General features: G+C 72.1%; 20 protein-coding genes and 1 pseudogene. 10 read left to right on the top strand and 11 right to left on the bottom strand.

The features are described 5' to 3' along the window. Nucleotides 1-658 precede the first annotated feature (658 nt). From HUT10_RS51285 to purD, 7 genes and pseudogenes are all read right to left on the bottom strand, one after another. Nucleotides 659-916 (bottom strand): annotated as a pseudogene (locus HUT10_RS51285) (WXG100 family type VII secretion target); the annotation flags it as partial. Nucleotides 917-986: 70 nt separating this feature from the next. Continuing rightward, the gene (locus HUT10_RS28960) at nt 987-1298 is read right to left on the bottom strand and encodes a hypothetical protein (RefSeq protein ID WP_176174092.1); all 312 of its coding nucleotides are present in this window, start codon (nt 1296-1298) and stop codon (nt 987-989) included. A gap of 135 nt (nt 1299-1433) precedes the next feature. Next, on the bottom strand, nt 1434-2192 hold the full coding sequence (locus HUT10_RS28955) for an ESX secretion-associated protein EspG (RefSeq protein ID WP_176174091.1): 759 nt from the start codon (nt 2190-2192) through the stop codon (nt 1434-1436). 1 nt (nt 2193) lies between these two features. Continuing rightward, nucleotides 2194-3804 carry a hypothetical protein gene (locus HUT10_RS28950; RefSeq protein WP_176174090.1) on the bottom strand — a complete coding sequence of 537 codons (1611 nt, stop codon included), beginning with the start codon at nt 3802-3804 and terminating at the stop codon, nt 2194-2196. 10 nt (nt 3805-3814) lie between these two features. Beyond that, on the bottom strand, nt 3815-4405 hold the full coding sequence (locus HUT10_RS28945) for a DUF3558 domain-containing protein (protein ID WP_254897072.1): 591 nt from the start codon (nt 4403-4405) through the stop codon (nt 3815-3817). Next, nucleotides 4398-4778 carry a hypothetical protein gene (locus tag HUT10_RS28940; RefSeq protein ID WP_176174088.1) on the bottom strand — a complete coding sequence of 127 codons (381 nt, stop codon included), beginning with the start codon at nt 4776-4778 and terminating at the stop codon, nt 4398-4400. The genes HUT10_RS28945 and HUT10_RS28940 overlap by 8 nt, the downstream gene beginning before the upstream one ends. 124 nt (nt 4779-4902) lie before the next feature. Beyond that, nucleotides 4903-6177 carry a phosphoribosylamine--glycine ligase gene (gene purD / locus HUT10_RS28935; protein ID WP_176174087.1) on the bottom strand — a complete coding sequence of 425 codons (1275 nt, stop codon included), beginning with the start codon at nt 6175-6177 and terminating at the stop codon, nt 4903-4905. Nucleotides 6178-7043: 866 nt separating this feature from the next. On the opposite strand from purD, the gene HUT10_RS28930 reads away from it, so the two are divergent. The 3 genes from HUT10_RS28930 (at nt 7044) to HUT10_RS28920 (ending at nt 10764) form a co-directional block, all read left to right on the top strand. Next, nucleotides 7044-8195, top strand: a complete 1152-nt coding sequence (locus HUT10_RS28930; protein WP_176174086.1) for a glycerophosphodiester phosphodiesterase — start codon at nt 7044-7046, stop codon at nt 8193-8195. A gap of 39 nt (nt 8196-8234) precedes the next feature. After that, the gene (locus HUT10_RS28925) at nt 8235-9149 is read left to right on the top strand and encodes a serine hydrolase (protein ID WP_217709651.1); all 915 of its coding nucleotides are present in this window, start codon (nt 8235-8237) and stop codon (nt 9147-9149) included. A gap of 70 nt (nt 9150-9219) precedes the next feature. Beyond that, nucleotides 9220-10764 carry an amino acid permease gene (locus HUT10_RS28920; RefSeq protein ID WP_176174085.1) on the top strand — a complete coding sequence of 515 codons (1545 nt, stop codon included), beginning with the start codon at nt 9220-9222 and terminating at the stop codon, nt 10762-10764. Nucleotides 10765-10812: 48 nt separating this feature from the next. Here HUT10_RS28920 and HUT10_RS28915 read toward each other — a convergent pair whose 3' ends face one another. Beyond that, nucleotides 10813-12051: an aromatic acid/H+ symport family MFS transporter gene (locus tag HUT10_RS28915; protein ID WP_176174084.1), complete on the bottom strand. Its 1239-nt coding sequence runs from the start codon at nt 12049-12051 to the stop codon at nt 10813-10815. A 149-nt stretch (nt 12052-12200) separates the two neighbouring features. On the opposite strand from HUT10_RS28915, the gene HUT10_RS28910 reads away from it, so the two are divergent. Then, on the top strand, nt 12201-13835 hold the full coding sequence (locus tag HUT10_RS28910; RefSeq protein ID WP_176174083.1) for a Na+/H+ antiporter: 1635 nt from the start codon (nt 12201-12203) through the stop codon (nt 13833-13835). Here the strand turns inward: HUT10_RS28910 and HUT10_RS28905 are convergent. After that, entirely contained in the window at nt 13816-14724 is a 909-nt protein-coding gene (locus tag HUT10_RS28905) for a TIGR03564 family F420-dependent LLM class oxidoreductase (protein WP_176174082.1), read from the bottom strand. The genes HUT10_RS28910 and HUT10_RS28905 overlap by 20 nt on opposite strands. A 190-nt stretch (nt 14725-14914) precedes the next feature. Between HUT10_RS28905 and HUT10_RS28900 the strand changes: the two genes are divergently transcribed. Both HUT10_RS28900 and HUT10_RS28895 read left to right on the top strand, forming a co-directional pair. Continuing rightward, complete coding sequence (locus HUT10_RS28900) at nt 14915-17830, top strand: BTAD domain-containing putative transcriptional regulator (protein ID WP_176174081.1); 2916 nt, start codon at nt 14915-14917, stop codon at nt 17828-17830. A 139-nt stretch (nt 17831-17969) separates the two neighbouring features. After that, nucleotides 17970-18467, top strand: coding sequence for an OsmC family protein (locus HUT10_RS28895; protein WP_176174080.1), 498 nt, complete (start codon nt 17970-17972; stop codon nt 18465-18467). Here the strand turns inward: HUT10_RS28895 and HUT10_RS28890 are convergent. Beyond that, complete coding sequence (locus tag HUT10_RS28890; protein WP_176174079.1) at nt 18464-19750, bottom strand: adenylosuccinate synthase; 1287 nt, start codon at nt 19748-19750, stop codon at nt 18464-18466. The two genes, HUT10_RS28895 and HUT10_RS28890, sit on opposite strands and share 4 nt — an antisense overlap. Before the next feature lie 112 nt (nt 19751-19862). Here HUT10_RS28890 and HUT10_RS28885 point away from each other — a divergent pair, with 112 nt between their 5' ends. The 3 genes from HUT10_RS28885 (at nt 19863) to HUT10_RS28875 (ending at nt 22362) form a co-directional block, all read left to right on the top strand. After that, nucleotides 19863-20507, top strand: coding sequence for a hypothetical protein (locus HUT10_RS28885; RefSeq protein WP_176178064.1), 645 nt, complete (start codon nt 19863-19865; stop codon nt 20505-20507). Between the two features lie 91 nt (nt 20508-20598). After that, nucleotides 20599-21237 carry an HNH endonuclease family protein gene (locus HUT10_RS28880; RefSeq protein WP_176174078.1) on the top strand — a complete coding sequence of 213 codons (639 nt, stop codon included), beginning with the start codon at nt 20599-20601 and terminating at the stop codon, nt 21235-21237. A gap of 18 nt (nt 21238-21255) precedes the next feature. Beyond that, nucleotides 21256-22362 (top strand): glycosyltransferase, encoded by a 1107-nt coding sequence (locus HUT10_RS28875; protein ID WP_176174077.1) that lies wholly within the window; start codon nt 21256-21258, stop codon nt 22360-22362. On the opposite strand, the gene HUT10_RS28870 is transcribed toward HUT10_RS28875, so the two are convergent. After that, nucleotides 22346-24226 (bottom strand): FAD/NAD(P)-binding domain-containing protein, encoded by a 1881-nt coding sequence (locus HUT10_RS28870; RefSeq protein WP_176174076.1) that lies wholly within the window; start codon nt 24224-24226, stop codon nt 22346-22348. The two genes, HUT10_RS28875 and HUT10_RS28870, sit on opposite strands and share 17 nt — an antisense overlap. Nucleotides 24227-24397: 171 nt before the next feature. Between HUT10_RS28870 and HUT10_RS28865 the strand changes: the two genes are divergently transcribed. Continuing rightward, nucleotides 24398-24688: a hypothetical protein gene (locus HUT10_RS28865; protein ID WP_176174075.1), complete on the top strand. Its 291-nt coding sequence runs from the start codon at nt 24398-24400 to the stop codon at nt 24686-24688. Nucleotides 24689-24755 lie beyond the last annotated feature (67 nt).

Here is a 24755-nt window from a genome sequence, read left to right as displayed (position 1 = left end):
GCAGGCCGCGCCTGGTCAGGATCTGCGTGTCCAGCGGCACGCAGTCCCAGTTGTTGATGGCGTTCGGATTTCCGCCCGACTCGTGCTGGATGATCGCCCAGATCTTCGGGATGTCCGCGTCCGTCACCGGGATTCCCGCGGCCTGCAGGGCCTTCATCGCCTCCTGGATCCACTGCTGGACGTTCCCCGGCGGCGGTGAAGAAGGCGGGCCGCCGCTCGGGCCGAGGCCGCCGCCACCGCCGCCGCCACCCCCACCGCCGCCGCCTCCGCCGCCGTGGTGGGAGGCGCCGTTGCTGTGGATGCCGCCCGTGCTCTTCGGGACCGCTGCCGAGCTGCTCGGCAGCGGGACCTGGTCGTAGCCGCCCTCGATCTGCTGGGACATCAGCTTCTGGGAGGCCTTGATCGCCGTGTCCGCCTGGGTTTGCAGGCCCGTCACGTCGCCGTCGAAACCCGCCGTGATGTTGTGGATGTCCGTCTTCGCCGTGGCCAGGATCTGCTCGGCGCTCGGGCTCGGGCCCGGCTTTCCTTCGTCGTGGGCCTTCTTCGCCGCGGCCAGCGCGTTGTTGATCTGGGTCTCGGCCGTCGCGTTGCGCTCGTTGACCGCCTTTTCCGCGGCCAGCTGCTTGTCCCCGACGTTCTTCTTGATCTGTTCGAGGGACTTCGCGAGGTCGTCGAGGTCCTTGGCGACGTCTTCGAGGTGGGTCTGCACCTTGGTGCCGGCGTCGCGGACCTGGCGGACGTACTGGAAGAACTGGTCCGCCGCCGGGCCGGCCCACACCTGCGCGTCCAAGGCGTCGGTGGAGCTCTTCAGGGAAGCGTTGTGGTCACCGGCGTTCTTGCCCGCCTCGCGGAACTGCGCGGCCGCCGCGGTGATTTTTCCCAGATCGACCTTTTCGACCTGGTCGACCTTCTTCATGAAGGCTTCCCAGTTGTCCGGCGTTCCGGCGCCGCCCCCGTTCAAACCCACTGTGGTGCCCCCTGCTCACTTACTTGTCGACGTGCAGTTGCAGATCGCTGGCGCCGACCTGGTCGGTTTCCGCGATGAGGCCGGCGGCCCTGCGCATGGCGAACCCCAGCGCCTCCATGTGCTTGCCCGCGGCGTCGAACTGGTTGTGCACGCCGTCCTTGAACTTGCCGACCGCGCCGTGCGCGTCGCCCGTTTCGTCCATTCCGCCGAAGGGGCTTTCCTTCTCGTGGTCCAGGCCGGTGACCTTCTGCTTGGACTTTTCGAACTCGTCCTTCAGCTTCTCCACCTGGCGGGCCGCGATGGCCATCGACTCCGGGTCGTAGACAGGCACGGTTCGTCATCCCCTTCGGAAAACTCGTCTCCGTCCGATCGGACGTCGTCACGACCGGGACGGTTCCCGCGCTTACTTTATGACTTCGCCGGAGACGCGGGTACGGATCTCCGCCAACTTCCACCCCAGCGGGGTTCAGGCCTCCGCCGCCAGCTCGCGGATCCGGGTGGCCAGCAGCGCGTTGTCGGCCGGGGTGACGGTGGCCCACTCGCGGCCGTCGCCGTCGCGGGCCACCTGGAACAGGTAGCGGCCCGCGTCCGTGTCGAAGAACGCCACCACCCGGCCCGCCCGGTGCACGACGCCGTCGCGCGAGGTGCGTTCCACGCCGAACTGGCCGCGGGCCTCCTGGCCCAGCAGCATGCCGGAGAGCTCCTGGGCCTGGAACAGCGGCACCTTGCGATCCTCCAGCGCCGTGACCAGCGCTTTCGCGTCGCCCTTCGCCGCCGCGTCGGCGGACTTCACGACGTCGTAGGGCAGGCTGACCGTCTGGCCGATGCCCGGGCCGAGGTCGCCGGCCACCGAGACCGCCGCCTCGGCTAGGCCGTCCTCGGTGGCCGGGATCAGCCAGACCTCGCCGTGGTCCACGACCGCCAGCACCGCCTGGCCGCGCAGGCTGACCGCGCGGCCGCGGATCTCGCGTTCGGCCCACACCCACACGTCGATGCCGAACTGCGGGCGCGCCAGCAGGTGCAGCAGGTCGGCCAGCTCGCCGGACGGCCGCCGGTTGCGGGCCAGGCGCCGCTCGGCCAGCGACGCCCACGCCGACTCGATCAGCTCGAGCCGCTCGGCGCGGGTGGTTCCTTCGCTCGGCACGTCCAGCGCGACGTGCCGCCGGGGCAGGTCGAACGATTCCCAGAGCACGTCGAACTCCAGGGCCGACAGGACAAGCGACACGTCAGCGCCCGTCCCGGCCGTGGTCGCCGAGCACGTCGGGGGAAACCATCCGCTGGTCGGCGAACAGGTCCTGGTCGTCGACGCCGTAGCGGCGGACGTGTTCGGCGTCCTCCTCCTGCGGGGCCGCCTCGGACAGGAACCGCGGCTCGCCGGGCTTCTGCTTCGGGCTGATCTGCTCGGACTTGCGCAGCGCGACGGCTTCTTCCTCGGGCAGCTCGCCGACCGGCAACGGCCGCACCGGGCCGGTCGGACCGCTCTTCTCCCGCCGCAGGCGCTCCTTGTCACCGCTCAGCGCGCCGCCGGCCACACCCGCGCCGATCGCCGCCGCCCCGGCGCCGACGTCGCCCGGGGTCGCACCGGGCTTGACCGGCAGGCTGCGTTCGCCGGTGTACTGGCCGGGCTGGAGCGGGGCCTGCGGCATCGCGCCGACCGTGCGGCCCTTGCCGAGCAGGCCGTCCGGGCTGCGGCCGGTGGAGCCTTCGATGCCGGTCCAGCCACCGGACGTGCCTCCTCCACCACCACCACCACCACCACCACCGGTGCCGCCGAGCGACTTGATCGGCGTGGTGGCCGGGGCCGAGCCGGGCGGCTGGGCGCCGGGCGCGCCCGGCGGGACGAACGGGTCGCCCTGGCCGCCGGCGCCCGGACCGGGGGTGAAGTGGCCGCCGGGGTCGCTGCCGGACGTGCCGCGGCCGGGGACGTGGCTCCAGCCCGGGCCGGGCTGGGTGACCGGGGGTTTCGCGCCAGACGGCGTCGTCGACGAGCTCGGCGTGGTGTGCTGGGCGGGCGGCGCGCCGGCGGAACCGGCTGAGCCGGTCTGGCGCGGCGGCTGCGGCGCGGACCGGGCCGGCTGCTGGGCGGCGACGCCGTAGGCCGGGGTCGGCGGGTCGGCGTGCACGGTGTGGGACACCGGCTGCACCACCGGCGGGTCGACGTGCACCGACCGGACCCGGTCCGAAGCGGGCCGCACGCCGCCGTCCGGCGTCACCGCGACCGCGGCGCCGGCGACGTCCAGCACGCCCGGCGCGATGCCCGGGGCGGCCAGCTTCAGCGACTCGGGGTCGGACAGCGCCTGCGTCGAGAGCAGGTTCGTGCCGCTCTGCTGCGCGTACTCGTTCAGCGCCTGCTGCGCCTGCGCTTTGGCGTCGTTCGCGGCCTGGACCTGCTGGGCGTGGTCGGTCTCGAAGCCGATGAGGCTCAGCAGGCCGTCGGTGAGGGTGAAGCCGCCCGCGCCCTTCCGGACCGTCTCGGCGTCCGGCAGCTTGTACTTGGTCCGGTTGAAGGCCTCGCCCTGCTCGAACACCATTTCCGCGGCGTGCGCGACCTTCGTGGTGGCGTCCTGGGAGAACCCCGCCTGCTCGGTGAACACCTGGCTGGCCGCGCCACCGGCCTGGCTCTGCCATTCGACGCCGAGCTCGAGCAGCTGCGCGCGCAGCGTCTGGTCGGTGTGGGCGAGCGCGGTCGCGACGGCCTTCAGCGCGTCGACGGCGGTGCCGATGCTGCCGGTGCCGTCGCCGTTGATCATCCGGGTGATCTGGTCGGCGATCGCGGTGTTGGTCCAGCCGTCGAACCGGTGGTTCTGGATCCCGGCCGCGAGCTCGGAGAATTCCACGCGCCCCTCCCTAGTTGCGTGCTTTCAGGGTCTGCAACGCCAGGTCGGCGGCGTGCGCCGACATGTCGCACAGCTGCGGCTGGGTGAGCTTGCCGCGGGTGATGGCGAAGGTCTGGACGGCCAGCGTCTGGCCCTTCGCGACGCCGACGAGCGTCTCGCAGTCGGCCGGGTCGCCGTCCGCGCGGTAGTTCGTCAGCGCCGGGTAGCCACCGATGGTCTTCGGCTCGGTGGTCATGCTGTTCTTCTTGCGGGCGCCGGTGATCCACTGGTCGAGGTCCGCCGGGACCGCCCGCACGTGGTAGGAGTGCATCGGCTCGGCGCCGTCGGCGTCGAACACGCAGGTCGGACCGTCCTGGCCGGCGGTGGAGCGCGGCACGCTGTTGATCTTCAGCGCGTCGAGCTGCACCTGGGGGAAGATCTCGCACAGGGCGACGCCCTGCAGCGGAAGGTCGGCCGGCCGCTGCGGCAGCTGGGCGGCCTTGGCGCTCTGCGACGCGGCCGTGGCGGCCGTCTCGACCGGGTACGGCGTGCCTTCGGTGCCCGCGGAGCAGCCGGCGAGCGCCGCTGTCGCGAGTACGCCTCCGGCGATCCGGTTACGCACCGTGCTTGCCGCGATCACCGAACGCCGCCGCCTTCTCCTCTTCGCCCGCCTTGTAGTCCTTCGCGGCTTCGCGCAGCTGCGAGACCAGGCGTTTGAGGCCGGCGACGTACTCGCGCACCTGCCCGGCGTAGGAGCGGTCGCCGTCGGCGATCAGGGTGTTCCAGGCCTGGACCGACTGCGTGCTGATGACGTCGGCCGAGGGCGCGTCGATCCGCAGCTGGCCGAGCTTGGTCAGCAGCTGGTCTTCGAGGGCGTTCGCCTGCTCTTCGACGATCCGGGCGACGTCGAGGAGCTTGTCCGGGTGGACCAGGACGTCCGCGGCCGCCGGCGCCACCGGGACCGCCGAGCTGAGGTCGTACGAGGGTCCTGACATGCTCTCCCCTGACGTCATACGGACAGTGACCGGCCGGCTCCCCGTCGAGGCTACCAACGCGGGTGTGGCGGCAGCCTGAGTTTGGACGAAGAGTGTGCCCGGCCGGTTCCCCCGATCCGTGTAATCAGGCGCGCTGTTTCGCGGGCGGGGCGCCGACCTCGCCGTTCGCCGCCTTCAGCGCGATGTCCGTGCGGTGGTGGGAGCCCGCGAGGTGGACCTTCTCGACGGTCTCGTAGGCGTGCTTGCGCGCCGACTTGAGGGTCTTGCCGGTGCCGACGACCGACAGCACGCGGCCGCCGGAGGAGACGACGGCGCCGTCGTCGCGGCGGCGGGTGCCGGCGTGCAGGACGCCTTCCAGCTCGGCCCCGGTGATGACGTCACCGGTGCGCGGCTTGCCCGGGTAGCCGTCGGCGGCGATCACGACGGTGACCGCGGCGCCGCCGGACCACTCCAGCGGCGGGTGCTCGGCGAGCTTGCCGGTGGCGGTGGCGTGCATCAGCCCGGCGATCGGGGTGCGCAGCAGGGCCAGCACGACCTGCGTCTCCGGGTCGCCGAAGCGGCAGTTGAACTCGATGACCTGCGGGCCTTCCGAGGTCAGCGCGAGGCCGGCGTAGAGCAGGCCGGAGAAGGGGGCACCGCGGTCGACCAGCTCGTCGGCGACCGGCTGGACGACCCGCTCGACCAGCTCGTCGACCAGGTTTTCCGGGGCCCACGGCAGCGGGGCGTATGCGCCCATGCCGCCGGTGTTCGGGCCGGCGTCGCCGTCGCCGACGCGCTTGAAGTCCTGCGCGGGCAGCAGCGGGACGACGGTGCTGCCGTCGACGAAGCAGAACAGCGAGGCCTCCGGTCCATCCAAAAAGGACTCCAGGAGGACCGGGTGGCCGCCGTCGAGCAGCATGATGGCGTGCTTGCGCGCGACGTCGATGTCCGGCGTGACGACGACGCCCTTGCCGGCGGCCAGCCCGTCGTCCTTGACCACCCAGGTGGGGCCGAACCGGGCGAGCGCGGCATCGAGCCGGGCGGGGTTGTCGACGACCTCGCTGCGCGCGGTGGGCACGTTCGCGGCGGCCATGACGTCCTTCGCGAAGGCCTTCGAGCCCTCGATGCGGGCGGCCGCGGCCGACGGGCCGAAGCAGGCGATGCCGGCCTTGCGAACGGCATCGGCAACCCCGGCGACGAGCGGCACCTCGGGCCCGACGACGACGAGATCGGCCTGCCAGCTCTTCGCGAGCCCGGCAACGGCATCGGGATCGGCGGCATCAACACCGAGCTGCTCGGCAACGGCGGCCGTCCCGGCATTGCCGGGCGCACAGGCCAGGGCGGTGACGGCGGGGTCGCCGGACGCCGCGAGGACGAGTGCATGCTCCCGGGCGCCGGAGCCGATTACCAGTACGCGCACGCCGCACAGCGTATCCGGCCGGGTTGGCGGGGGATATCGCGCCGTCGGTGGGGGGTGGGGGTGAGGCGGGGTGGCGGTGAGGGTTCAGGTGGTCGGTGAGGTCATTCGCCGGTTTTCGGGCGGGGCGGTGGGCTGGTGGTGCGTGCTGGCGATTGGACCGGGTGGTAGGCGGGCCCTGAGCTCATTCGCCGGTTCGAGCGAGGCGGCAGGCAGGTGCGTGCTGGCGATCGGACCGGGTGGCAGGCGGGCCCTGAGCTCATTCGCCGGTTCGGGCGGGGCGGTAGGCGGTGGTGCGCGGGCCGGGTCGCGAGATGCGGGTTCCCCACGCGGGCCCGGCCGCGCAGTGGGATCACTGCCCGGCGATGGCTCCGGTCGCCGCGATCCGGAGGCCTCCGGAGGCGGCGATCCACAAGTCGCCGGGGGTGTGGACAGCTCGGCCTTCGGGGTCGGTGAGCCGGAGTTTTTGTCCGCCCCCGCCGATACGCTGGAAGCGGGGGCAGCCCCCAGGGAGGGCGGGTCGCGCGCGCGGCGGGTTCCCGGCGACTGCAGCCCACCGGCCTGTCTTGGGCCGCCATCGGACTTGGCCGGCTTTGGGTCTTCGTCAGCCGTGGTTCGCCGCCTCACTTCGGCCGTGGTTCGCCGCCCGCTTCAGCCGCCACCAGCCCTGGTTCTACCGGTCTTCGCCCACCACCCGCCCTCGTGCGCCACCGCGCCGGGAGCCGGGCTTGCCGCGCGTCGCGACCCGGCGAACAGGAGTCCATGCGGCGTTTACCGCCCCGACCGTTCAGGTACGTACTTCGGATGCTTGCGGCATCGAGGGTGGCGCGAGTAGTCAGGGCACACCCTGTGTGAAAAGAGGTCACCAGATGAAGCGCAAACGTGTCGGTCTGCTCGCTCTGGCCGGGTTGGTGTTGCTGAGCGTCACCGGTTTTGCGGCCGGCTCCGCGACCGCCGCGGCGGTGTCCGATACCAGCGGGGGGTCCGCCGATGCCGCCGCGCGGGGGCGGGGCCACCATGACCCCGTGATCATCGGACACCGCGGCGCGCCCGGGTACCGGCCGGAGCACACGCTCGCCTCCTATGAGCTCGCCTTCCGGATGGGCGTCGACTGGGTCGATGTCGATCTCGTGCCCACCAAGGACGGCCAGCTCGTCGCGCGGCACGAACCCGAGATCGGCGGCACCACCGATGTTGCGAAGCACCCCGAGTTCGCCAATCGGAAGAAGACCGTCGTGCTCGATGGGGTCTCCACCACCGGGTGGTTCACGCAGGACTTCACGCTCGCCGAGCTGAAGACGCTGCGTGCGGTCGAACGCATTCCGCAGAACCGGCCGCACAACACGCTGTACAACGGCCGCTACCAGATCGCCTCCTACCAGGAGGTGCTCGACCTGACCCGGCGGCTCGGCCGCGAGCTGCACCGGACGCTCGGCACCTACCCCGAGGTCAAGCACTCGACCTTCTTCCAGTCCATCGGCAACCCGACCGAGCCGAAGCTGGTGGCGATCCTCAAGCGCAACGGCCTCGACCGGCCGGACGCGCCCGCGATCATCCAGTCGTTCGAGGTGTCGAACCTGATCGCGCTGCACAAGCAGCTCCGGACGCCGCTGCTGCAGCTGACCTCGGCCTCCGGTGCCCCGGCGGACTTCGTCGCGAACGGCGACAAGCGGACCTACGCCGACCTCGTCACGCCGCAAGGGCTGCGCGAGGTCGCGAAGTACGCGAAGTACCTCGGGCCGGACAAGGCGCAGGTCATCCCGCGGGACAAGAACGACAACCTCGGCACGCCGACCGCTCTCGTCGCGGACGCGCACAAGGCGGGCCTGAAGGTGCAGCCGTACACCTTCCGGAACGAGAACCCGTTCCTGCCCGCGAACCTGCGGTCGTCGGCCGCCCCGGACGCCTTCGGTGACGTCTTCACCGAGGAGGCCGCGTTCCTCAACGCCGGTGTCGACGGCTTCTTCGCCGACCAGCCGGACACCGCCCTGGAGTCGCTGCACGCGTTCCTGGGCCGTTAATCGCTGGCCGCCGGGGGCGCTTCCGGGGACGCTGAGTCCGTGGAAGCGCCCTTTTCCGGTGTCGTGCTGGTCACCCGCGGCGACGAGACGCTGCTCGCCGAGGCGTCCGGGTACGCGCACCGCGCCCACCGCATCGAGAACACGGTCGACACGCGGTTCGCGATCGCCAGCGGTACCAAGGGTTTCACCGCGCTGGTCGTCATCGGCCTGATCGCCGAGGGACGCCTCGAGCTGTCGACGAGAGCGCGGGACTTCCTGGGCGAAGACCTGCCGCTGATCGACGACCGCGTGACGGTCGAGCACCTGCTGACGCACACCTCCGGTATCGGCGACTACTGCGACGACGACAACCCGCCCGAGCACCCGCCGTGGCTTGTCACGTCGGCGGACTACCTCGCCGCGCTCGGCGGGTTCCCGCAGCGGTTCCCGCCCGGGGAACGCTTCCACTACAACAACGGTGCCTTCGTCGTCCTCGGCTTGATCGCCGAACGGATCGCGGGCATACCTTTCGCCGACCTCGTGCGGACCCGCGTCACCGAGCCGGCCGGGATGACCGACACGGAGTTCCTCCGCTCGGACGCCCTGCCCGCCCGGACGGCGACCGGGTACCTCGAAGACGGCCGCACCAACGTGTTCGGCCTGCCGGTGGTCGGCCACGGCGACGGCGGCATCTACAGCACCGCGCCGGACTTCCGGAAGTTCTGGGCCGCCCTGTTCGACGGCCGGATCGTGCCGCGGCGGTGGGTCGAACGGCTGCAGCGCGGGGAGCGCTACGGCCTCGGCTTCTGGCTGCCCCGGCCCGGCGTGGTCCGGCTGGCGGGCGGCGACCACGGCGTCTCGTTCCGGAGCACGCACGAGCCGTCATCGGGCGTCACCGCAACCTTGATCTCGAACGATCACCGAGGTGGCGGGCCCCTGCTGCGATGGCTGGACGAGTTCTTGACGAAGGCTTGACACCCTCCGGCACCGGGGCTACCTTCGGCGAATTCAATGGTCTGGCCGCATACCTTTCAAGAGGTGCCCGATGGATGTTTCCGACCAGCAGACCACTCCCGACCACGCCGACGAAGACAGCGCCCGCCTGCACCAGCTCGGGTACGCGCAAGAGCTCAAACGGACGATGTCGGCGTTCTCGAACTTCGCCGTCTCCTTCACGATCATCTCGATCCTCTCCGGCTGCCTCACGCTCTACGGCTTCGGCATGAAGACCGGCGGCCCGGCCGCGATGATCTGGGGCTGGCCGCTGGTCGGGGTGTTCGTCATCCTGGTCGGGCTCGGCATGGCCGAGGTCTGCTCCAGCTACCCGACCGCCGGCGGGCTGTACTACTGGGCCGCCAAGCTCGCGCCCGGGCGGTCCGGGCCCGCGTGGTCGTGGTTCACCGGCTGGTTCAACCTGATCGGGCAGATCGCGGTCACCGCGGGCATCGACTTCGGCGCGGCCCTGTTCCTCAACGCGTTCCTCGACCTGCAGTGGGGTTACGCCGCGACGCCGGGGCACACGATCCTGCTGCTCGCGATCATCCTCGTGGTGCACGGCCTGCTGAACACCTTCGGCGTCCGGATCGTGGCGATCCTCAACAACGTCAGCGTGTGGTGGCACCTGATCGGCGTGCTGGTGATCGTCGGCGTGCTGGTCTTCGTGCCGGCCAAGCACCAGGACGCGTCGTTCGTCTTCGGCAGCTTCGTCAACCAGACCGGCTGGGGCTCGGCGTTCTACGTCTTCGCGCTCGGACTGCTGGTCGCGCAGTACACCTTGACCGGTTACGACGCTTCCGCGCACATGACCGAGGAGACGAAGAGCGCGGCGACGGCCGGGCCGCGCGGCATCGTCATGTCGATCGTCGTCTCGCTCGTCGCGGGCTGGATCCTGCTGATCGGCCTGACGTTCGCGATCCAGGACTACGACGGCGCGGTCGGCTCGGCGACCGGCGTCCCGCCCGCGCAGATCTTCATCGACGCGACCGGCGCGGTGACCGGCAAGTTCCTCCTGCTGATCTGCATCGGCGCCCAGCTGTTCTGCGGCATGGCGTCGGTGACGGCGAACTCGCGGATGATCTACGCCTTCGCCCGCGACGGCGCGATCCCGGGCTCGGGCTTCTGGCACCGGATCAACAAGCGCACGCAGACGCCGACCAACGCGGTGTGGCTCGCCGCGGGCGGCGCGCTGGTGCTGGCCCTGCCGTACCTGTGGAGCGCCACGGCCTACGCCGCGGTGACGTCGATCGCCGTGGTCGGGCTGTACGTGGCGTACGTGATCCCGGTGTTCCTGCGGGTGCGCCGCGGCGACTCGTTCGAGCCCGGCCCGTGGTCGCTCGGCAAGTGGGGCAAGCCGGTCGGCATCATCGCGACGATCTGGGTGGTGCTGATCTTCTTCCTGTTCATGCTGCCGCAGGTCTCGCCGGTGACGGTGGATTCGTTCAACTACACGCCGATCGCCTTCCTCGTGGTACTGGGCGGGGCCGCCCTGTGGTGGGTGGCTTCGGCCCGGAAGTGGTTCACCGGGCCGAAGGTCCAGGGGTCCGCGGAGGAACTGGCCGCGGTGGAGCAGGAACTGAAGGAACTCGGCTGACGCCGGGGGTGGGAGCCTTCCCCGCGCGGAAGACTCCCACCCCGGCGCTCAAGTGGTCGCGGGCCGGGATTCGACGGCCGGCGAAGGCGTTTCCGCTGGGCTGCGGTGGCCGGGGCGGACCACCGTCACGGCCGCCGCTCCCAGTGCGCCCACCGCCGCGAACGCGTAGAAGCCCCACGGGTACGCGATGCCCGCCGTCAGGAGCGCGCCGCCGAGGATCGGGCCGGAGATCGCGCCGATGCGGCCGATGCCCGCCGACCAGCCGAGGCCGGTTGCGCGGATCGCGTCCGGGTAGATGCGGCCGATGTACGCGTACACCAGCACCTGGGCGCTGAACACGAAACAGCCGGTCAGGAACACCGCCGCGTACAGCCCGACCGCCGGCAGCTTCACGCTCAGCAGGGCGAGGAACACCGCGCCCGCGCAGAACCACACGATCGCCGACGGGCGGATGCCGACGCGGTCGGCGACCCGGCCCGCGACCAGCAGGCCCACGATGCCCCCGACGTTGAGCGTCAGCAGCAGGCTGAGCGCCGCACCCAGCGGGTACCCGGCCTGGCGCATGATCTCCGGCAGCCACGTGTTCAGGCCGTAGACCAGCAGCAGGCCCATGAACGAGGTGACCCAGAAGGCGATCGTCGCGCGCAGCAGGCCGCCGCGGAACAGGCCGGCCACCGCGTGCCCCGCCGACCGCTCCGTCTCGCGAACCCGCTGGAACGTCTCGGATTCCGGCAGGTACTTCAGCATCAGCGGGACCAGCACCAGCGCGGGCAGCGCACCGGCGACGAACATCGCGCGCCAGCCCAGCGGGGTGATCAGCACGATGCCCAGCAGCGCGGTCAGCACCGCGCCGACGTGGTAGCCGGTCATCACCGTGGTGGTCGCGCTGCCCGACTTCCCCTGCCGTGCGTACTCGGTGACCAGCGTGATCGCCGTCGGCAGGCAGCCGCCGAGGCCCAGGCCGGCGACGAACCGCAGCAGCCCGAAGACGAACGTCGACGGCGCGAACGCGCACAGCAGCGTGCACAGCGAGAACAGCGTCACCGAGATGATCAGGGACTTGCGGCGGCCGATGACGTCGGTGACCGTGCCGATCGCCAGCCCGCCCAGCATCATCCCGGCGAGCCCGACGGTCGACACGACCGACGCCGTCGCCGGGGTCAGGCCCCAGACGTGGCCGCGGAGCAGCACCGGCAGCACGGTGCCGAGAACGACCAGGTCGAACCCGTCGAGCAGGACGGCCGTCCAGGCCAGGGGCACGACCCAGGAGCGGGTGCCAGTGGACATCGGAAACCTCCGGAGGTGCGTCGGTGCACGTCCTCCGCACACGTGTGCGGATTGCGAACGAGTATGCACAGCACCCCCGACAGTTTCCATCGCACTTCCACTCCCCGGAAGCCGAGCAGGGCCGCACGACCTGCGGAAAGATCCCCGAGGTGGAAATCCTGACGCTGATGGGCGTGCTCGCGGGCTCGCTGGCGCTGACCGCGGTCGCCCGGCGCTACAACCTGTCCGCGCCGTTGCTGGTCGTGGTCGTCGCGCTCGGCGTCGCGCTGATCCCCGGCGTGCCGCGGTTCGAGCTGGAGCCCGAACTGGTGCTCACCGTCGTGCTGCCGCCGCTGCTCTACTCGACGTCGCTCGAAAGCTCGCTGACGCACTTCAAGCGGGCGCTGCGGCCGATCGTCGCGCTCGGCGTGGTGCTGGTCGCGGTGACCGCGGTGGTCGTCGCCCTGCTCGTGCACCTCTTGCTGCCGGACGTGCCGTTCGCGTCGGCGCTGGTCCTCGGCGCGGTCGTGGCGCCACCGGACGCGGTGACGGCGGTGGCGATCGGCCGCAAGCTCGGCCTGCCCCGGCGGGTGATGACCGTGCTGACCGGGGAAAGCCTGGTCAACGACGCCGCGGCGCTGACGCTGTACAAGGTCGCGCTGGCCGCCGTGGCGGGCACCGCGGGCTCGGCAGGCCACGGCTTCGCGGTGTTCGGCGTCGCGACCGTGCTCGGCATCGGCGTCGGCCTGGCCATCGGCGCGCTCGTGGTGCTGATCCGGCGGCAGCTCGACGACCCGCTGGTGGAGTCGGCGTTCGGGATCATCGTGCCGTTCGCCGCGTACGTCACCGCCGAGCACCTGCACCCCTTCAGCGACGACTTCAGCGGCTCCGGCGTGCTCGCCGTCGTCGCGGCGGGCCTGCTGCTGGGCCACCGCGCGCTGTACGCGTCCCCGGCGACCCGCATGCAGGACAGATCGGTGTGGGCGTCGATCGACGTCCTGCTGGAGGCGCTGGTGTTCGCGCTGATGGGGCTGCAGCTGCCGTTCGTGCTCGAAGGGGCGCAGCACGCGGCCCGCGACAACGGCACGCTGGTCCTGGTCGCCGTGGCCGTGCTGGCGGTGACGATGCTGGTCCGGATCCCGGCGGTGTTCGTCTCCGCCTACCTGCCGCAGACGGTCCGGCTGTTCGGCCGCGACCGCGAAGCACCGTCGTGGCGGACGCTGGCGGTGGTGTCGTGGACCGGCATGCGCGGCGTGGTGACCCTCGCCGCCGCGGCCGGCGTCCCGGCGGGCACGCCGGGCCGCGAGGAGATCCAGCTCTTCGCCTTCACCGTGGCCATCGGCACGGTCCTCGTCCAGGGGCTGACGCTGCCCCTGCTGATCCGGGCGCTCAAGGTGGAAGACCCCGAGGAAGCCTCGCGGGACGAAGCGGAAGAACTCGCCGCGCGCGAAGTCGCGAAGAAGGCGGCGCAGGAACGGCTGCGCGAGATCGGCCACGAGCGGCTGGCTTCGCTGGACCTGCCGCAGGAGAAGGTGGACCGGCTCAAGGAGCGGCTCCAGCGGCTGATCGACACGCGTTACCGCTTCGCCAAGGCCGCGATCACGCTGTCCGGTGAAGACCGCGCCGGCAGCCCGCAGACCCAGTTCGCGAAGGCCCGCCGGGAACTGCTGATCACCCAGCGCAAGGCGATGATCGAGGAGAACCGCGCGGGCCGGCTCGACGACGAGGTGCTGCGGAAGGTGCTGCGCGAGCTGGACCTGGAGGAGATGTCGGTGACCGCGATGCTCACGAACCGGATGAGCTGAGCGCCGCCCACGTCCGGAGCCGCTCTTCGGAGGAGCGGATCCCGGTCTGGGTCAGCACGACGTCGGTGGCGCCGGCGTCGTAGTAACGCCGGATCCCCTGCGCCACGGTCTTTTCGTCGCCGATCAGGGCGAGCTCCACGGGGTGGTCGGCGCCTTCCGCGTCCAGGATCTTCCGGTACGACGGGATCTGCCCGTAGAAGGCCATCTGCTCGGCGGCGAGCGCGCGGACGGCGTCGGGATCGTCGGTGACGACGGCGGGAACCGCGGCGATGATCCGCTTGCCGGCGGGCAGGGCCGGGACGATCCGCTCGGAAAGCGCTCTCGGGCCGGCGAGGTACGGGAGGGTGCCGTCGGCCAGTTCCCCCGTGACGGCCAGCGCCTGCGGCCCCATCGCGGCGACGACGACCGGGACGTCGTTCCCACCGGCCACTGTGGACGGCCCGGGCGAGTGGGCCCGCACGGTCTCCCCGTCGAAGTCGACGGCTTCCCCGGCGAAGGCCTGCCGGAGCACGGCCAGGTACTCGCGCAGGTGGCGGATCGGCGGCGGGTAGTCGAGCCCGTAGACCGGGCCGAGGAAGCCCTGGGAGCCCAGGCCGATCCCGAGCGTGAACCGGCCACCGGTGGCGGCCTGGGCGGTCAGCGCGGCGCTCGCGACCAGCAGCGGGTGGCGCGGGTAGGTGGGCACGACGGAGGTGCCGACCTCGATCCCCGGCACTTCCCGCCCGGCCAGCGCGGCGATCGCGATGGCGTCCTGGCCCAGCGGCAGCTGGGAGAACCAGACCGACTTCAGCCCGGCCCCGGCGGCCTGGCGGGTCTGGGCGACGAGCTCGTCGACGAGGTTCGGCGCCGAGTCCGTGTCCCCGGCAGGCAGCGCGGCTCCGATGGTCATGATCCCAAGCTAGCGAGGGCCGCCACCGGTTTCCGGCTTCCCAGTGGCTGGGACCGGCGGCGCGCACGGCGACCCCCCTCGCCCCGCCGTACGCGCCTCCCGGCCCTACCGACAGTCGCAGGGACGCTGTACAGGATCGGCACATCCGGCGAACATCGGAGGGAGACGCCGCGCTCACGGGAAGGATGCCGTGGAGTTCCTGCTCCTCGGCCCGGTCGAGGTCCGGTCGGGCACCGGGTACCTGCAGCTGGCCTCGCAACGGCAGCGCGCGCTGCTCGCCGCCCTCCTGCTCGCGCCCGGCGTGGTGGTGGCCCCGCACCGGCTGGTCGAGGTGATCTGGGGTGAAACGGCTCCGCCGTCCGCGGCCGCGAACCTGCGTACCCACGTCGCCCAGCTGCGCCGGCAGCTCGCCACCCTGGACGGCGGTGCCCGGCGCATCCACGCCAGGGCCGGTGGCTACCTGCTCGAAGTCCGGCCGGGCGAACTCGACGCCGAGCGGTTCGAGCGCCTCGCCGCGGCCGGGCACCGGGCGCTGCTGGCCGGCGACGACGAGGCCGCCGCGGAGACGCTCGGGCGCGCACTGGCGCTGTGGCGGGGACATCCGCTGGGCAACCTCGCTCCGACCACCGCGGTCGATGCCGAGGCACAGCGGCTGCTCGAAGCCCGGCTCGCCGCCGTCGAACACCACTGCCGCGCGCGGCTCAACCTGGGTGCGTGCGCGGACGTGGCCGCCGAACTGCGCGTGCTCGTGGCCGGCCACCCGCTGCACGAACGGCTCTGGGCCCTGCTGGTGCTCGCGCTGGCCGCCGCCGGCCAGCCCGCCGCCGCGCTCGACGCCTACGACACGATCACCAGCAGGCTGGCAGGCGAACTGGGGGCCGAACCGGGTCCTGACCTGCGCGAGGCCCAGCTGGCCGTGTTGCGGCACCAGGCCGTCTCCGCCCCTTCGCCGCTGCGTCCCGCACTGCTTCCCCGCGCCGCAGCGGGTTTTCGCGGGCGGCGCACCGAACTGCTGGCCCTCGACCGGCTGCTGCCCGGGGGCGACGGCCCGCGCCTCGGTGTCGTCACGGGTACCGCCGGGGTCGGCAAATCGGACCTCGCGACGCAGTGGGCGCACCGCGTCCGCGACCGCTTCCCCGACGGGCAGCTGTACGCCGACCTCCGCCGCTCGGCCTCGCCGGGCCCGGTGCTCGGGCGGTTCCTGCGGGCGCTGGGCGTCCCGGCGCGGCAGATCCCCGGCGACGTCGACGAAGCCGCGGCGCTGTACCGGTCCGTGCTGGCGGACCGGGCGGTGCTCTGCGTGCTCGACGACGCGCTCGATCCCGCCCAGGTCCGGCCGCTGCTGCCCGCGGCACCGCACTGCGTGGTCCTGGTGACCAGCCGCAACCGGCTCGACGGCCTGGTCGCGCTCGACGGCGCCTGGCGCGTCACGCTGGACGTCCTCGACGCGGCCGACGCGGTGGCCGTGCTCGCGGCCGCGATCGGCCCCGGCCGGGTGGACGGCGAACCGGCGGCCACCGCCGAACTGGCCGAGACGTGCGCGCGGCTGCCCATCGCCCTGCGCATCACCGGCGCCCAGCTCCGGCACCGGGCCGGCCGCCGGGTGGCCGACCACCTCGCCGACCTGCGCGCCCAAGGGGTGCTGGACGGCCTGACGACCGACGGCGAGACCAGCGCGGTCCGGGGCGCCTACGACCTCTCCTACGCCGCGCTCGACCCCGCCGCGCGCCGGACGTTCCGGCTGCTCGGCCTGGTGCCCGGTCCGGACGCGACACCGGCCGCGGTCACCGCGCTGACCGGCGACCCGGCCGCGACGGCGGCCCGCCACCTCGAACGGCTCGCGCTGGCCCACCTCGTCCAGGAGCACGCGCCGGGCCGCTACCGCCTGCACGAGCTCCTCCGCCGGTACGCCGCCGAACGCGCGGACGTCGAGTGCTCCGGCGAAGAGCGCGACACGGCGACGCGCGCCCTGCTCGGCCACTACCTCGCCCACACCGGCGCGGCCGCCGAACTGCTGTACCCGGACGTCCTGCGGCAGTCCGCACCGCAGCCGGGGTGCGGGTTCGACAGCGAGGAAGCCGCGCGGACGTGGCTCGACGACGAAGTCCCCAACCTCGTCGCCGCGATCCGGCACGCCCACGCGCACGGCTTCCACAGCCAGGCCTGGCAGCTCGTCGACACGCTGCGCGGGCACTGCATGACGACGTGGCTCGTGGAAGGCCCGGAACTGGCCCGGATCGGCCTCGCCGCGGCGGACGCCACCGGCGAAGCCGACGTGCGGGCGGCCGCGCACAACAACCTCGCCGTCACCTGCGCACTGCGCTACGACTTCGAGCCCGCCGTCACCCACTTCCGCGCCGCTCTGGCCCGCTACCGCGAATTCGGGTTCCGGCGGGGCGTGGTCAGCGTGCTGGAGAACCTGGCCACCCTCCACCTCTTCACCGGCGACCTCGACCGGGCGAGCCTGCTGTTCGCCGAGGCGGCCGAGTTCGGTCCGACGCGGAACGCGGTCTGCCGCCGGAACATCGCGGTGCTCCACGAACACCGCGGCAGGCTGGCGGAGGCGACCGCGGTCCACACCTCGCTCGCCGCCGACGCGCGGTGCGCGGACGACCTGGTCCTGCTCGCCGGCGTGCGGGCCCGCGCCGCCGACTACGAAACGGCGTTGCCCGTCGCCGAAGAAGCCGCGGAACTGGCCGGGCGCGCGAACGACCGGTGGACCGAGGCCTGCGCGTTCGCGGTGCTCAGCAGGATCCACGCCGGCACCGGCGACGCGGAGCGGGCCGCCCGCTTCGCGGAGGAAGCCCTCGAGACCGGGCGCGGCCTCGGCGACCCCGGTGTCGAGATCGCCGGGCACGCCGCACTCGCGCTGAGCAGGCTCGCCGGCGGGCACCACGAGCGCGCCCTGCTCAGCGGCCACCACGCTCTGCGCCTCGCTCGCCGGACGGGCCTCCGGTTCGACGAGTGCGAAGCGCTCATCACCATCGGGCGCGCCCACCGGGCGGCCGGTGCGCACGAGCAGGCCGGCCACTACCTCGGAGCCGCCCTGCAGCTGGCGAAAGCCCACGGCTACCACGGACTTGCCGCCGTCGCCGCGGAAGCGTGACCCGGCTATCGCCTGCCGCGCCGCCGGGCAAGCGCTTCCGCATCGCGGGACAGCGGTGCTCCCAGGACCTGGGAACCCGAGCGGACGGCGGGAAAATCCCCCACCCTGAAACGAAAATCGCGATCTTCAGGAGAGCCCCATGTCGCTGACCGAAGTCATCGAAGGCACCCGCAAGGCCGTCGACGCCGATCCGCACAACGCCGCCGTCTCCTTCAGCGTGGCCAACACCCTCAAGCCGGGCACCCGGACCGAAGTCGAAGTCAAGGTGCGCGACCACGCCTTCACCGTCGACGAGCCGGCCGCGCTCGGCGGGACCGACCAGGCCGCCAACCCCGTCGAGTACGCGCTGGCCGCCCTCGGGTCGTGCCAGGTGATCACGTACCAGTTCTGGGCGGCGAAGCGCGGGATCCCGATCGACTCGATCAAGGTCACCGTCGACGGCGACCTCGATCTGCACGGCTTCTTCGGCTTTTCCTTCAACACCCGCCCCGGCTTCGGGGACGTGCGCGTGTCCGTGGAACTCGAGGGCCCGGCGAGCCGGGAGCGCTACGAAGACCTCAAGCGCGAGGTCGACGAGCACTGCCCGGTGCTCGACCTGTTCCGGAACGAAACGCCCGTCAGCACCAAGCTGACTTAGACGAACTGATGGCGGACGATCGTCTGCTCGCGGCCCGGGCCCACGCCGATCGCCGAGATCCGGGCGCCTGACAGCTCTTCCAGGCGCTCGACGTACGCGCGGGCGTTCGCCGGGAGCTCCTCGAACGTGCGGCACGCCGAGATGTCCTCGAACCAGCCCGGGTGCTCTTCGTAGATCGGGATCGCGTGGTGCACGTCGGTCTGCGTCATCGGCATGTCCGGCGTGCGGAATCCGTCGACTTCGTAGCCGACGCACACGGGAACCTTCTCCAGGCCGGACAGCACGTCCAGCTTCGTGAGGAAGTAGTCGGTGATGCCGTTGACGCGCACCGCGTACCGCGCGATCACCGCGTCGAACCAGCCGGTGCGCCGCGAGCGGCCGGTCGTCACGCCGAACTCGCCGCCCTGCTTGCGCAGGTACTCGCCGGACTCGTCGTGCAGCTCGGTCGGGAACGGGCCGGAGCCGACGCGCGTGGTGTAGGCCTTGAGGATGCCGAGCACCGTCGTGATGCGGCCCGGCCCGATGCCCGAGCCGGCGCTCGCGCCACCGGACGTCGGGTTCGAGGACGTCACGAACGGGTAGGTGCCGTGGTCGACGTCGAGCAGGGTGCCCTGCGACCCCTCCAGCAGCACGGTTTCGCCGCGCTCGAGGGCCTGGTTCAGCTGCAGCCGCGTGTCGGCGATGCGGTGCGCGAACTTCTCGCCCGCGGCCAGCACCTCGTCGGCGACCTGGTCGGCGTCGAGCGCCTTGCGGTTGTAGACCTTCACCAGCACCTGGTTCTTGAACTCCAGCGCGGCTTCGACCTTCTGGCGGAAGATCTTCTCGTCGAGCAGGTCCTGCACGCGGACGCCGACGCGGGCGATCTTGTCCTGGTAGCACGGTCCGATGCCGCGGCCGGTGGTGCCGATCTTGCGGCTGCCGAGGTACCGCTCGGTGACTTTGTCGATGGCCACGTGGTACGGCATGATCAGGTGCGCGTCGGCCGAGATCAGCAGCTTGGACGTGTCGACGTCCCGCGCTTCGAGGCCGGACAGCTCTTCCAGCAGCACACCCGGGTCGACCACGACGCCGTTGCCGATGACGTTCGTCACGCCCGGCGTCAGGATGCCCGAAGGGATGAGGTGCAGGGCGAAGTTCTCGCCGTTCGGCAGGACGACCGTGTGACCGGCGTTGTTGCCACCCTGGTAGCGGACGACCCACTGGACGCGGTCACCCATCAGGTCGGTGGCCTTGCCCTTGCCTTCGTCTCCCCATTGGGCACCGATGAGCACGATGGCCGGCATGTGACACTCCAGGTGTTCGACGACTGAGGTTTAGTGTCCCGGACGGACACCGGTGGCGCTGAGGAAATGCCGGTGCATGACTGTAACGGAGGACGTGCGGGTGCGCGGAATCGTGGTGGCTTGTGGCGAGGACGCCGCCGGCTTCGAAGAGGTCGACGACGTCGAGTCGATCCGCGTGCCGAGCCGTCCCGGCAAGGCGGAAATCGACCCCTTGCTGGGCGAACACGATCACCTGGTGGTGTCGGGGACGGACGCCGACCTCGCCGCGGTGGTGCTGCGGCTGCTCCGGAAGGACGCGATCTCCGGCGTGTCGGTCGGGTTCGTGCCGTCGTCGCCGGACTCGGTGGTCGGCGCCCTGTGGGACCTGCCGAAAACGCCGCTGCGGGCGCTCGCGCTGGCCCTGCGCGGCGAGGTCGACCCGGTGCCGCTGATCCGCGACGACGTCGGCGGCGTGCTCGTCGGGCGCGGGCAGCTGCGGATGGTCCGCGGGGTGGCCTACGCCGACGAGCAGGTGGCGTTGCGCGGGCCGGCCACCTCGATCGAGGTGACGCCGGACCCAGGCGGGCCCGGCCTGGCCGTCCGCGTGGTGAAGGGCACGATCTTCAAGCGGCCGTCGACGCTGTACTCGCGGGCGTTCCAGATCGGCTGCATCCCGACCCGGCCGGTGCGCGACGACGTCGTCTTCGAGCGCGCGGTGAACAAGTGGACCTGGTACCGGCACACCGAGGACCTGCGGCTGGTCCGGGGCGCCGTCTGACGGACAGCAACACGTCACCTATACGTGTTGTACCCGCTACTCCCGTGTCGCAGGGTGAGCTGTCCCCACTCCTGACGCGGAGGCCAGCAAGATGCCAACCAGGCGTGCTGTTCGTCACTCGTTCACCATCCTCGCCGTCACCGCGGTGCTGTCCGGCACCCTGGCCGGCGTCGCGGACGCGACGCCGCCGGGCATCCCGTCGGCCACCACGGCCAAGTCGGAGCTCGCGGCACTGACCGTCAAGGCCGACGGCTCGCAGACCGGCTACAGCCGCGACAAGTTCCCGCACTGGATCGACCAGGGCAACAGCTGCAACACGCGTGAAGTGGTGCTCAAGCGCGACGGCACGAACGTGGTGACCGACTCCAGCTGCGCCGCGACCTCCGGCAAGTGGTTCAGCCCGTACGACGGCGCGACCTGGACCGCGGCGTCCGATGTGGACATCGACCACGTCGTGCCGCTGGCGGACGCGTGGCGCACCGGCGCGTCGTCGTGGACGACCGCGCAGCGCCAGGCGTACGCGAACGACCTCACCGACCCGCAGCTGATCGCCGTGACGGACAACGTGAACCAGGAGAAGGGCGACAAGTCGCCCGACGCGTGGAAGCCGCCGCTGGTCAGCTACTGGTGCACCTACGCGAAGATGTGGGTCGCGGTGAAGTACAAGTTCAAGCTGACGATCAACTCCGCCGAGAAGTCCGCCCTCACGGACATGCTCAACCGCTGCTGACACCGGTACGCTCGGGCGGTGCGGATCCTCTTCACGTGCCGCCCGGCGTACGGCCACCTCTTTCCCCTGCTCCCACTGGCGAACGCGGCCCGCGCGGCGGGGCACGAGGTCGTCTTCGGCACCGGCGAGGAGTTCGTGCCGAAGGTGCGTGAGCTCGGTTTCGAAGTCCACCGCGTCGGCATCTCCATCCGCGACGCGGAGGCCGAGGCCCAGCGGCGCCACGGCGCGGACGCCGGTTTCCTCGACGTCGGCATCACGATGTTCGCCGAACTGCTGCCGCGGGCGACGATCGCAGACCTGCGCCCGCTGCTGCCCGGACTGCGGCCGGATCTGGTGGTCTACGAGCAGAGCGACGTCGGCACCGGTGCACTGGCGCAGCAGGCGGGCATCCCGGCGGTCTCGCAGGTGATCGGCCGGTCGGTGTCGCCGGAGGTCCTGTCCGTCGCGGCCGAGCGGCTGGCCCCGCTTTGGGACACGCTGCCTGCCGACGCGATGCTCGGCGACGCCTGCGTCGACGTCTGGCCCGACAGCGTCCGCGACCCGGGAACGGCGGCCGTGCCGAAGGTCTTCCGGATGCGCCCGACGCAATACAACGCTGCGGTCCCGCTGCCCCCGCTCCCGGAAGACGGCTTCGCGTACCTGACCCTGGGCACGGTCGTCTTCGGCGCGACCCAGGTGCTGCGCGGAGCGATCGCCGCCCTGTCGCGGCTGCCGGTGGACGTGCTGGTGGCGGTCGGCCCGGGCGATCCCGCGGCGCTGGGCCCGGTGCCGGAGAACGTACGGGTCGCCGGTTTCGTGCCGCAGGCGTCGGTGCTGGAACACGCGGGACTGGTGGTGCACCACGGCGGCACCGGGACGGTGCTCGGCGCGCTCGCCGCCGGCCTGCCGCAGCTGATCCTGCCGCAGGGCGCGGACCAGTTCGCCAACGCGGACACGCTGTCGGCGCTCGGCGCGGCGAAGGCACTGGCCGGCGACGCCGTCCGGATCCCCGCGATCGAGGCGGCGGCCCGCGAACTGCTCGACGACCCGGCCGCGCGGCAGATCGCCCAGGGCATCGCGGCCGAGATCGCCGGCCTGCCCGCGCCCGAGGTCGTCCTCGGCGAGCTCGTCAGCTGGGCGGGCTGACCAGCGCCAGGATTTCGCGGGCCACGGCGTCGTTCTGGCGGAAGGACAGGGCGTTCGTCCGCGGCCGGGTGAACGCCGCCGCCGAGCGGGCGCTCGTGTGGGGGCCCACCGCGAAGCGGTGCGGGTGCGCGCTTCCGGTGCCGTCGAGCAGCCGGGAGTCCGAAACGCGCGTGTGGATGCGGCCCGACGGCAGGGAACCACCCGTCACCGGGTCCACCACCGACTCCTCCGCGAGCTCGCCGGCGTCGCGCAGCTGCCGGAGCAGGCCGTCGGCCGCGCGGGTCACGCTCGGGCCCGGCAGCCGCGCCTCGATCAGCGTGCGGGCCTCGACCGTCTCCGGGTGGCTCGCCGAGGACGCGACGAAGACGCCGCGCTCCGCCGTCACCCGCATTTCCGCGCCCGCGAAGGAAACGATCCCCGCTTCGTGCAGGGCCAGCAGCTCCTCCAGGCGCCGCGGCGGCGGACCGCTGGCGTAGTAGGAGAAGAACCCGTGGAACCAGCCGTCCATGTCGGACACCTGCGAGCCGGCCCCTAATCGTCCTCTTTGGACCAGCAGGGGCAGCTGGCCGTACACCGACAGCAGCGCCATGAAGGCACCCAGGTCGGCGCTGAACTCCTGGTCCGCCCGGCGCGCCAGGTCGGCCTCGACGTACTTGCGCAGTTCCTTGCCGAACTCCTCCGCGGTGCCGAAGGTGCGGTCCGCCATCGGCCGGTCCAGCCGGTCGAGGTCGAGCCGGTCGGCCTCGGCGGGCACCGCCCGCGCGATGAGCTCCCGCATGGCGGGCGCATCCCAGGCCAGATCGGCGAAGGCGTCGGCGAACACGGCGAAGTCCATCCGCACGCGGCCGGGGTGCGCGGTGAACAGCTCGCTGTAGTAGCCCCAGGCCAGTTCCTTCGCGATCAGCGGCCAGACGTCGGCCCGGAAGTCGAGCACGTCCCCGGGCAGCGCGTCGATGGCGTAGGCGTCGAAGAACCTGGGCAGCCGCAACGGTTTCCCGCGCAGCCGGTAGCTGATCTTCGCGTGGTAGGGCACCCCGCGCCGGGAGCCGACGTGCAGCACCGGCTCGGCGCCGCTCGGGTGGTAGCGGAGGCCGCCGCACGGGAGGTCCTCGAACCGGCCGCCGCGGCCCTCGGTCAGCAGCAGCATCAGGTCGACGAACGCCAGCCCGAACCCGCGCACCAGCACGGTCTCGCCCGGTTCGACGCCCGCGTAGTCGACGTCGGCGGTGTAGCCGGCCGGGTAGTAGGCCAGCCCGTGCCGCGCGGCGAACGCCACCAGCTCGCGCTCCCGCTCGTCGGGTTCGGCGTCGAGGTGACCGACGGTGAAGACGACGGCGTCCGCCACGACCGCCGAGCCGTCCGACAGGTGGACGGTCCGGCCGTCGACGCCGGTCGCGCGGGCCGCGTGCTCGACGACGTCGACGCCTTCGGGCAGGTCCGCGACGACCTTCCGGTACACCCAGGTCAGGTAGGCGCTCTGCAGCCGCCGGGTGGGGAAGTCGAAGGCGTCGAGCGCGGTCAGCTCGGCGACGACGTCGGGCGGCACCTCGGCGTCGAGCCCCCCGCCGCGCACCTGCCGCGCCCATTCCAGCAGCGACGGCCCCGGCCGCACCGGGCCTGCCATCTTCACCGAGTCGTCGGTGAACATCGTGACGTCCTCGGGCATGGAGTTCATCCGCAGCAGCGGCGACTGGTCGTACCGCCACACCCGGCCGGGCCCCGGCGGGAACGGGTCGATCAGGTGCACCTCGACCCGGCGGCCACCGGCCAGCTCGCCCGCGTTCGCGCCCAGCCGTTCGAGAACGCCGACCCCGCGGGGTCCGGCGCCCACGACGGCCAAGGTGAACGGCGGGAGGTCGGTCACCCTTCCGAAGCTACGCCGGGGTTCCGGCGCCGGAGCCGCTTCCCACAGAGCGGAACCCATCCACCCCGCGCGCGGCTCCGAAGTCCTGGGGCACTCCGGTGAAAGGAGCTCACTTGACCTTCGTCCACCCAGGCGCCCGGGCCTCGATCCACCGCTTCCACCAGCGAATACGTGGCCGATGAGCTCGGCTCGCCGCACCGCGTCCCCACCGCGCAGGACGTGGTCGGCACCCTCTTGCAGGGGAACTGGGCGATCTTCGCCCACGAATGGGCCGATCCGGACGGGATCGACCCCGGGCACTGGCGGGACGTCGTCGAGGCCGCCGCGGAGGCGGCCGGGGTCGACGTCGAGTTCGTGGTCATCCCGCGCCGGTCCCTGACCGTGGTGTTCAACCGGGCGGCGCCACCGACGTTCGAGCAGGTGCGCGCGTCGATCGAGGTGATCGAGGCGCACCGGCGCTGATTCCACCCTGCGGACGTCGTTGCCGCCCCCCTCGAGACAGGCGTAGCCGTGGGGGTACCGAGGCGAA

Source organism: Amycolatopsis sp. Hca4, from assembly GCF_013364075.1.
GTDB lineage: Bacteria > Actinomycetota > Actinomycetes > Mycobacteriales > Pseudonocardiaceae > Amycolatopsis.
Note: the sequence above shows the minus strand (reverse complement) of the source record. Positions and strands in the feature narration are given on the sequence as shown.

Excerpts from the sequence above, each read along its gene's own strand:
- HUT10_RS28915 (WP_176174084.1), bottom strand. The coding sequence starts at position 12,051 with ATGTCCACTGGCACCCGCTCCTGGGTCGTGCCCCTGGCCTGGACGGCC.
- HUT10_RS28895 (WP_176174080.1), top strand. The coding sequence starts at position 17,970 with ATGTCGCTGACCGAAGTCATCGAAGGCACCCGCAAGGCCGTCGACGCC.
- HUT10_RS28930 (WP_176174086.1), top strand. The coding sequence starts at position 7,044 with ATGAAGCGCAAACGTGTCGGTCTGCTCGCTCTGGCCGGGTTGGTGTTG.
- HUT10_RS28940 (WP_176174088.1), bottom strand. The coding sequence starts at position 4,778 with ATGTCAGGACCCTCGTACGACCTCAGCTCGGCGGTCCCGGTGGCGCCG.
- HUT10_RS28920 (WP_176174085.1), top strand. The coding sequence starts at position 9,220 with ATGGATGTTTCCGACCAGCAGACCACTCCCGACCACGCCGACGAAGAC.
- HUT10_RS28905 (WP_176174082.1), bottom strand. The coding sequence starts at position 14,724 with ATGACCATCGGAGCCGCGCTGCCTGCCGGGGACACGGACTCGGCGCCG.
- HUT10_RS28880 (WP_176174078.1), top strand. The coding sequence starts at position 20,599 with ATGCCAACCAGGCGTGCTGTTCGTCACTCGTTCACCATCCTCGCCGTC.
- HUT10_RS28890 (WP_176174079.1), bottom strand. The coding sequence starts at position 19,750 with ATGCCGGCCATCGTGCTCATCGGTGCCCAATGGGGAGACGAAGGCAAG.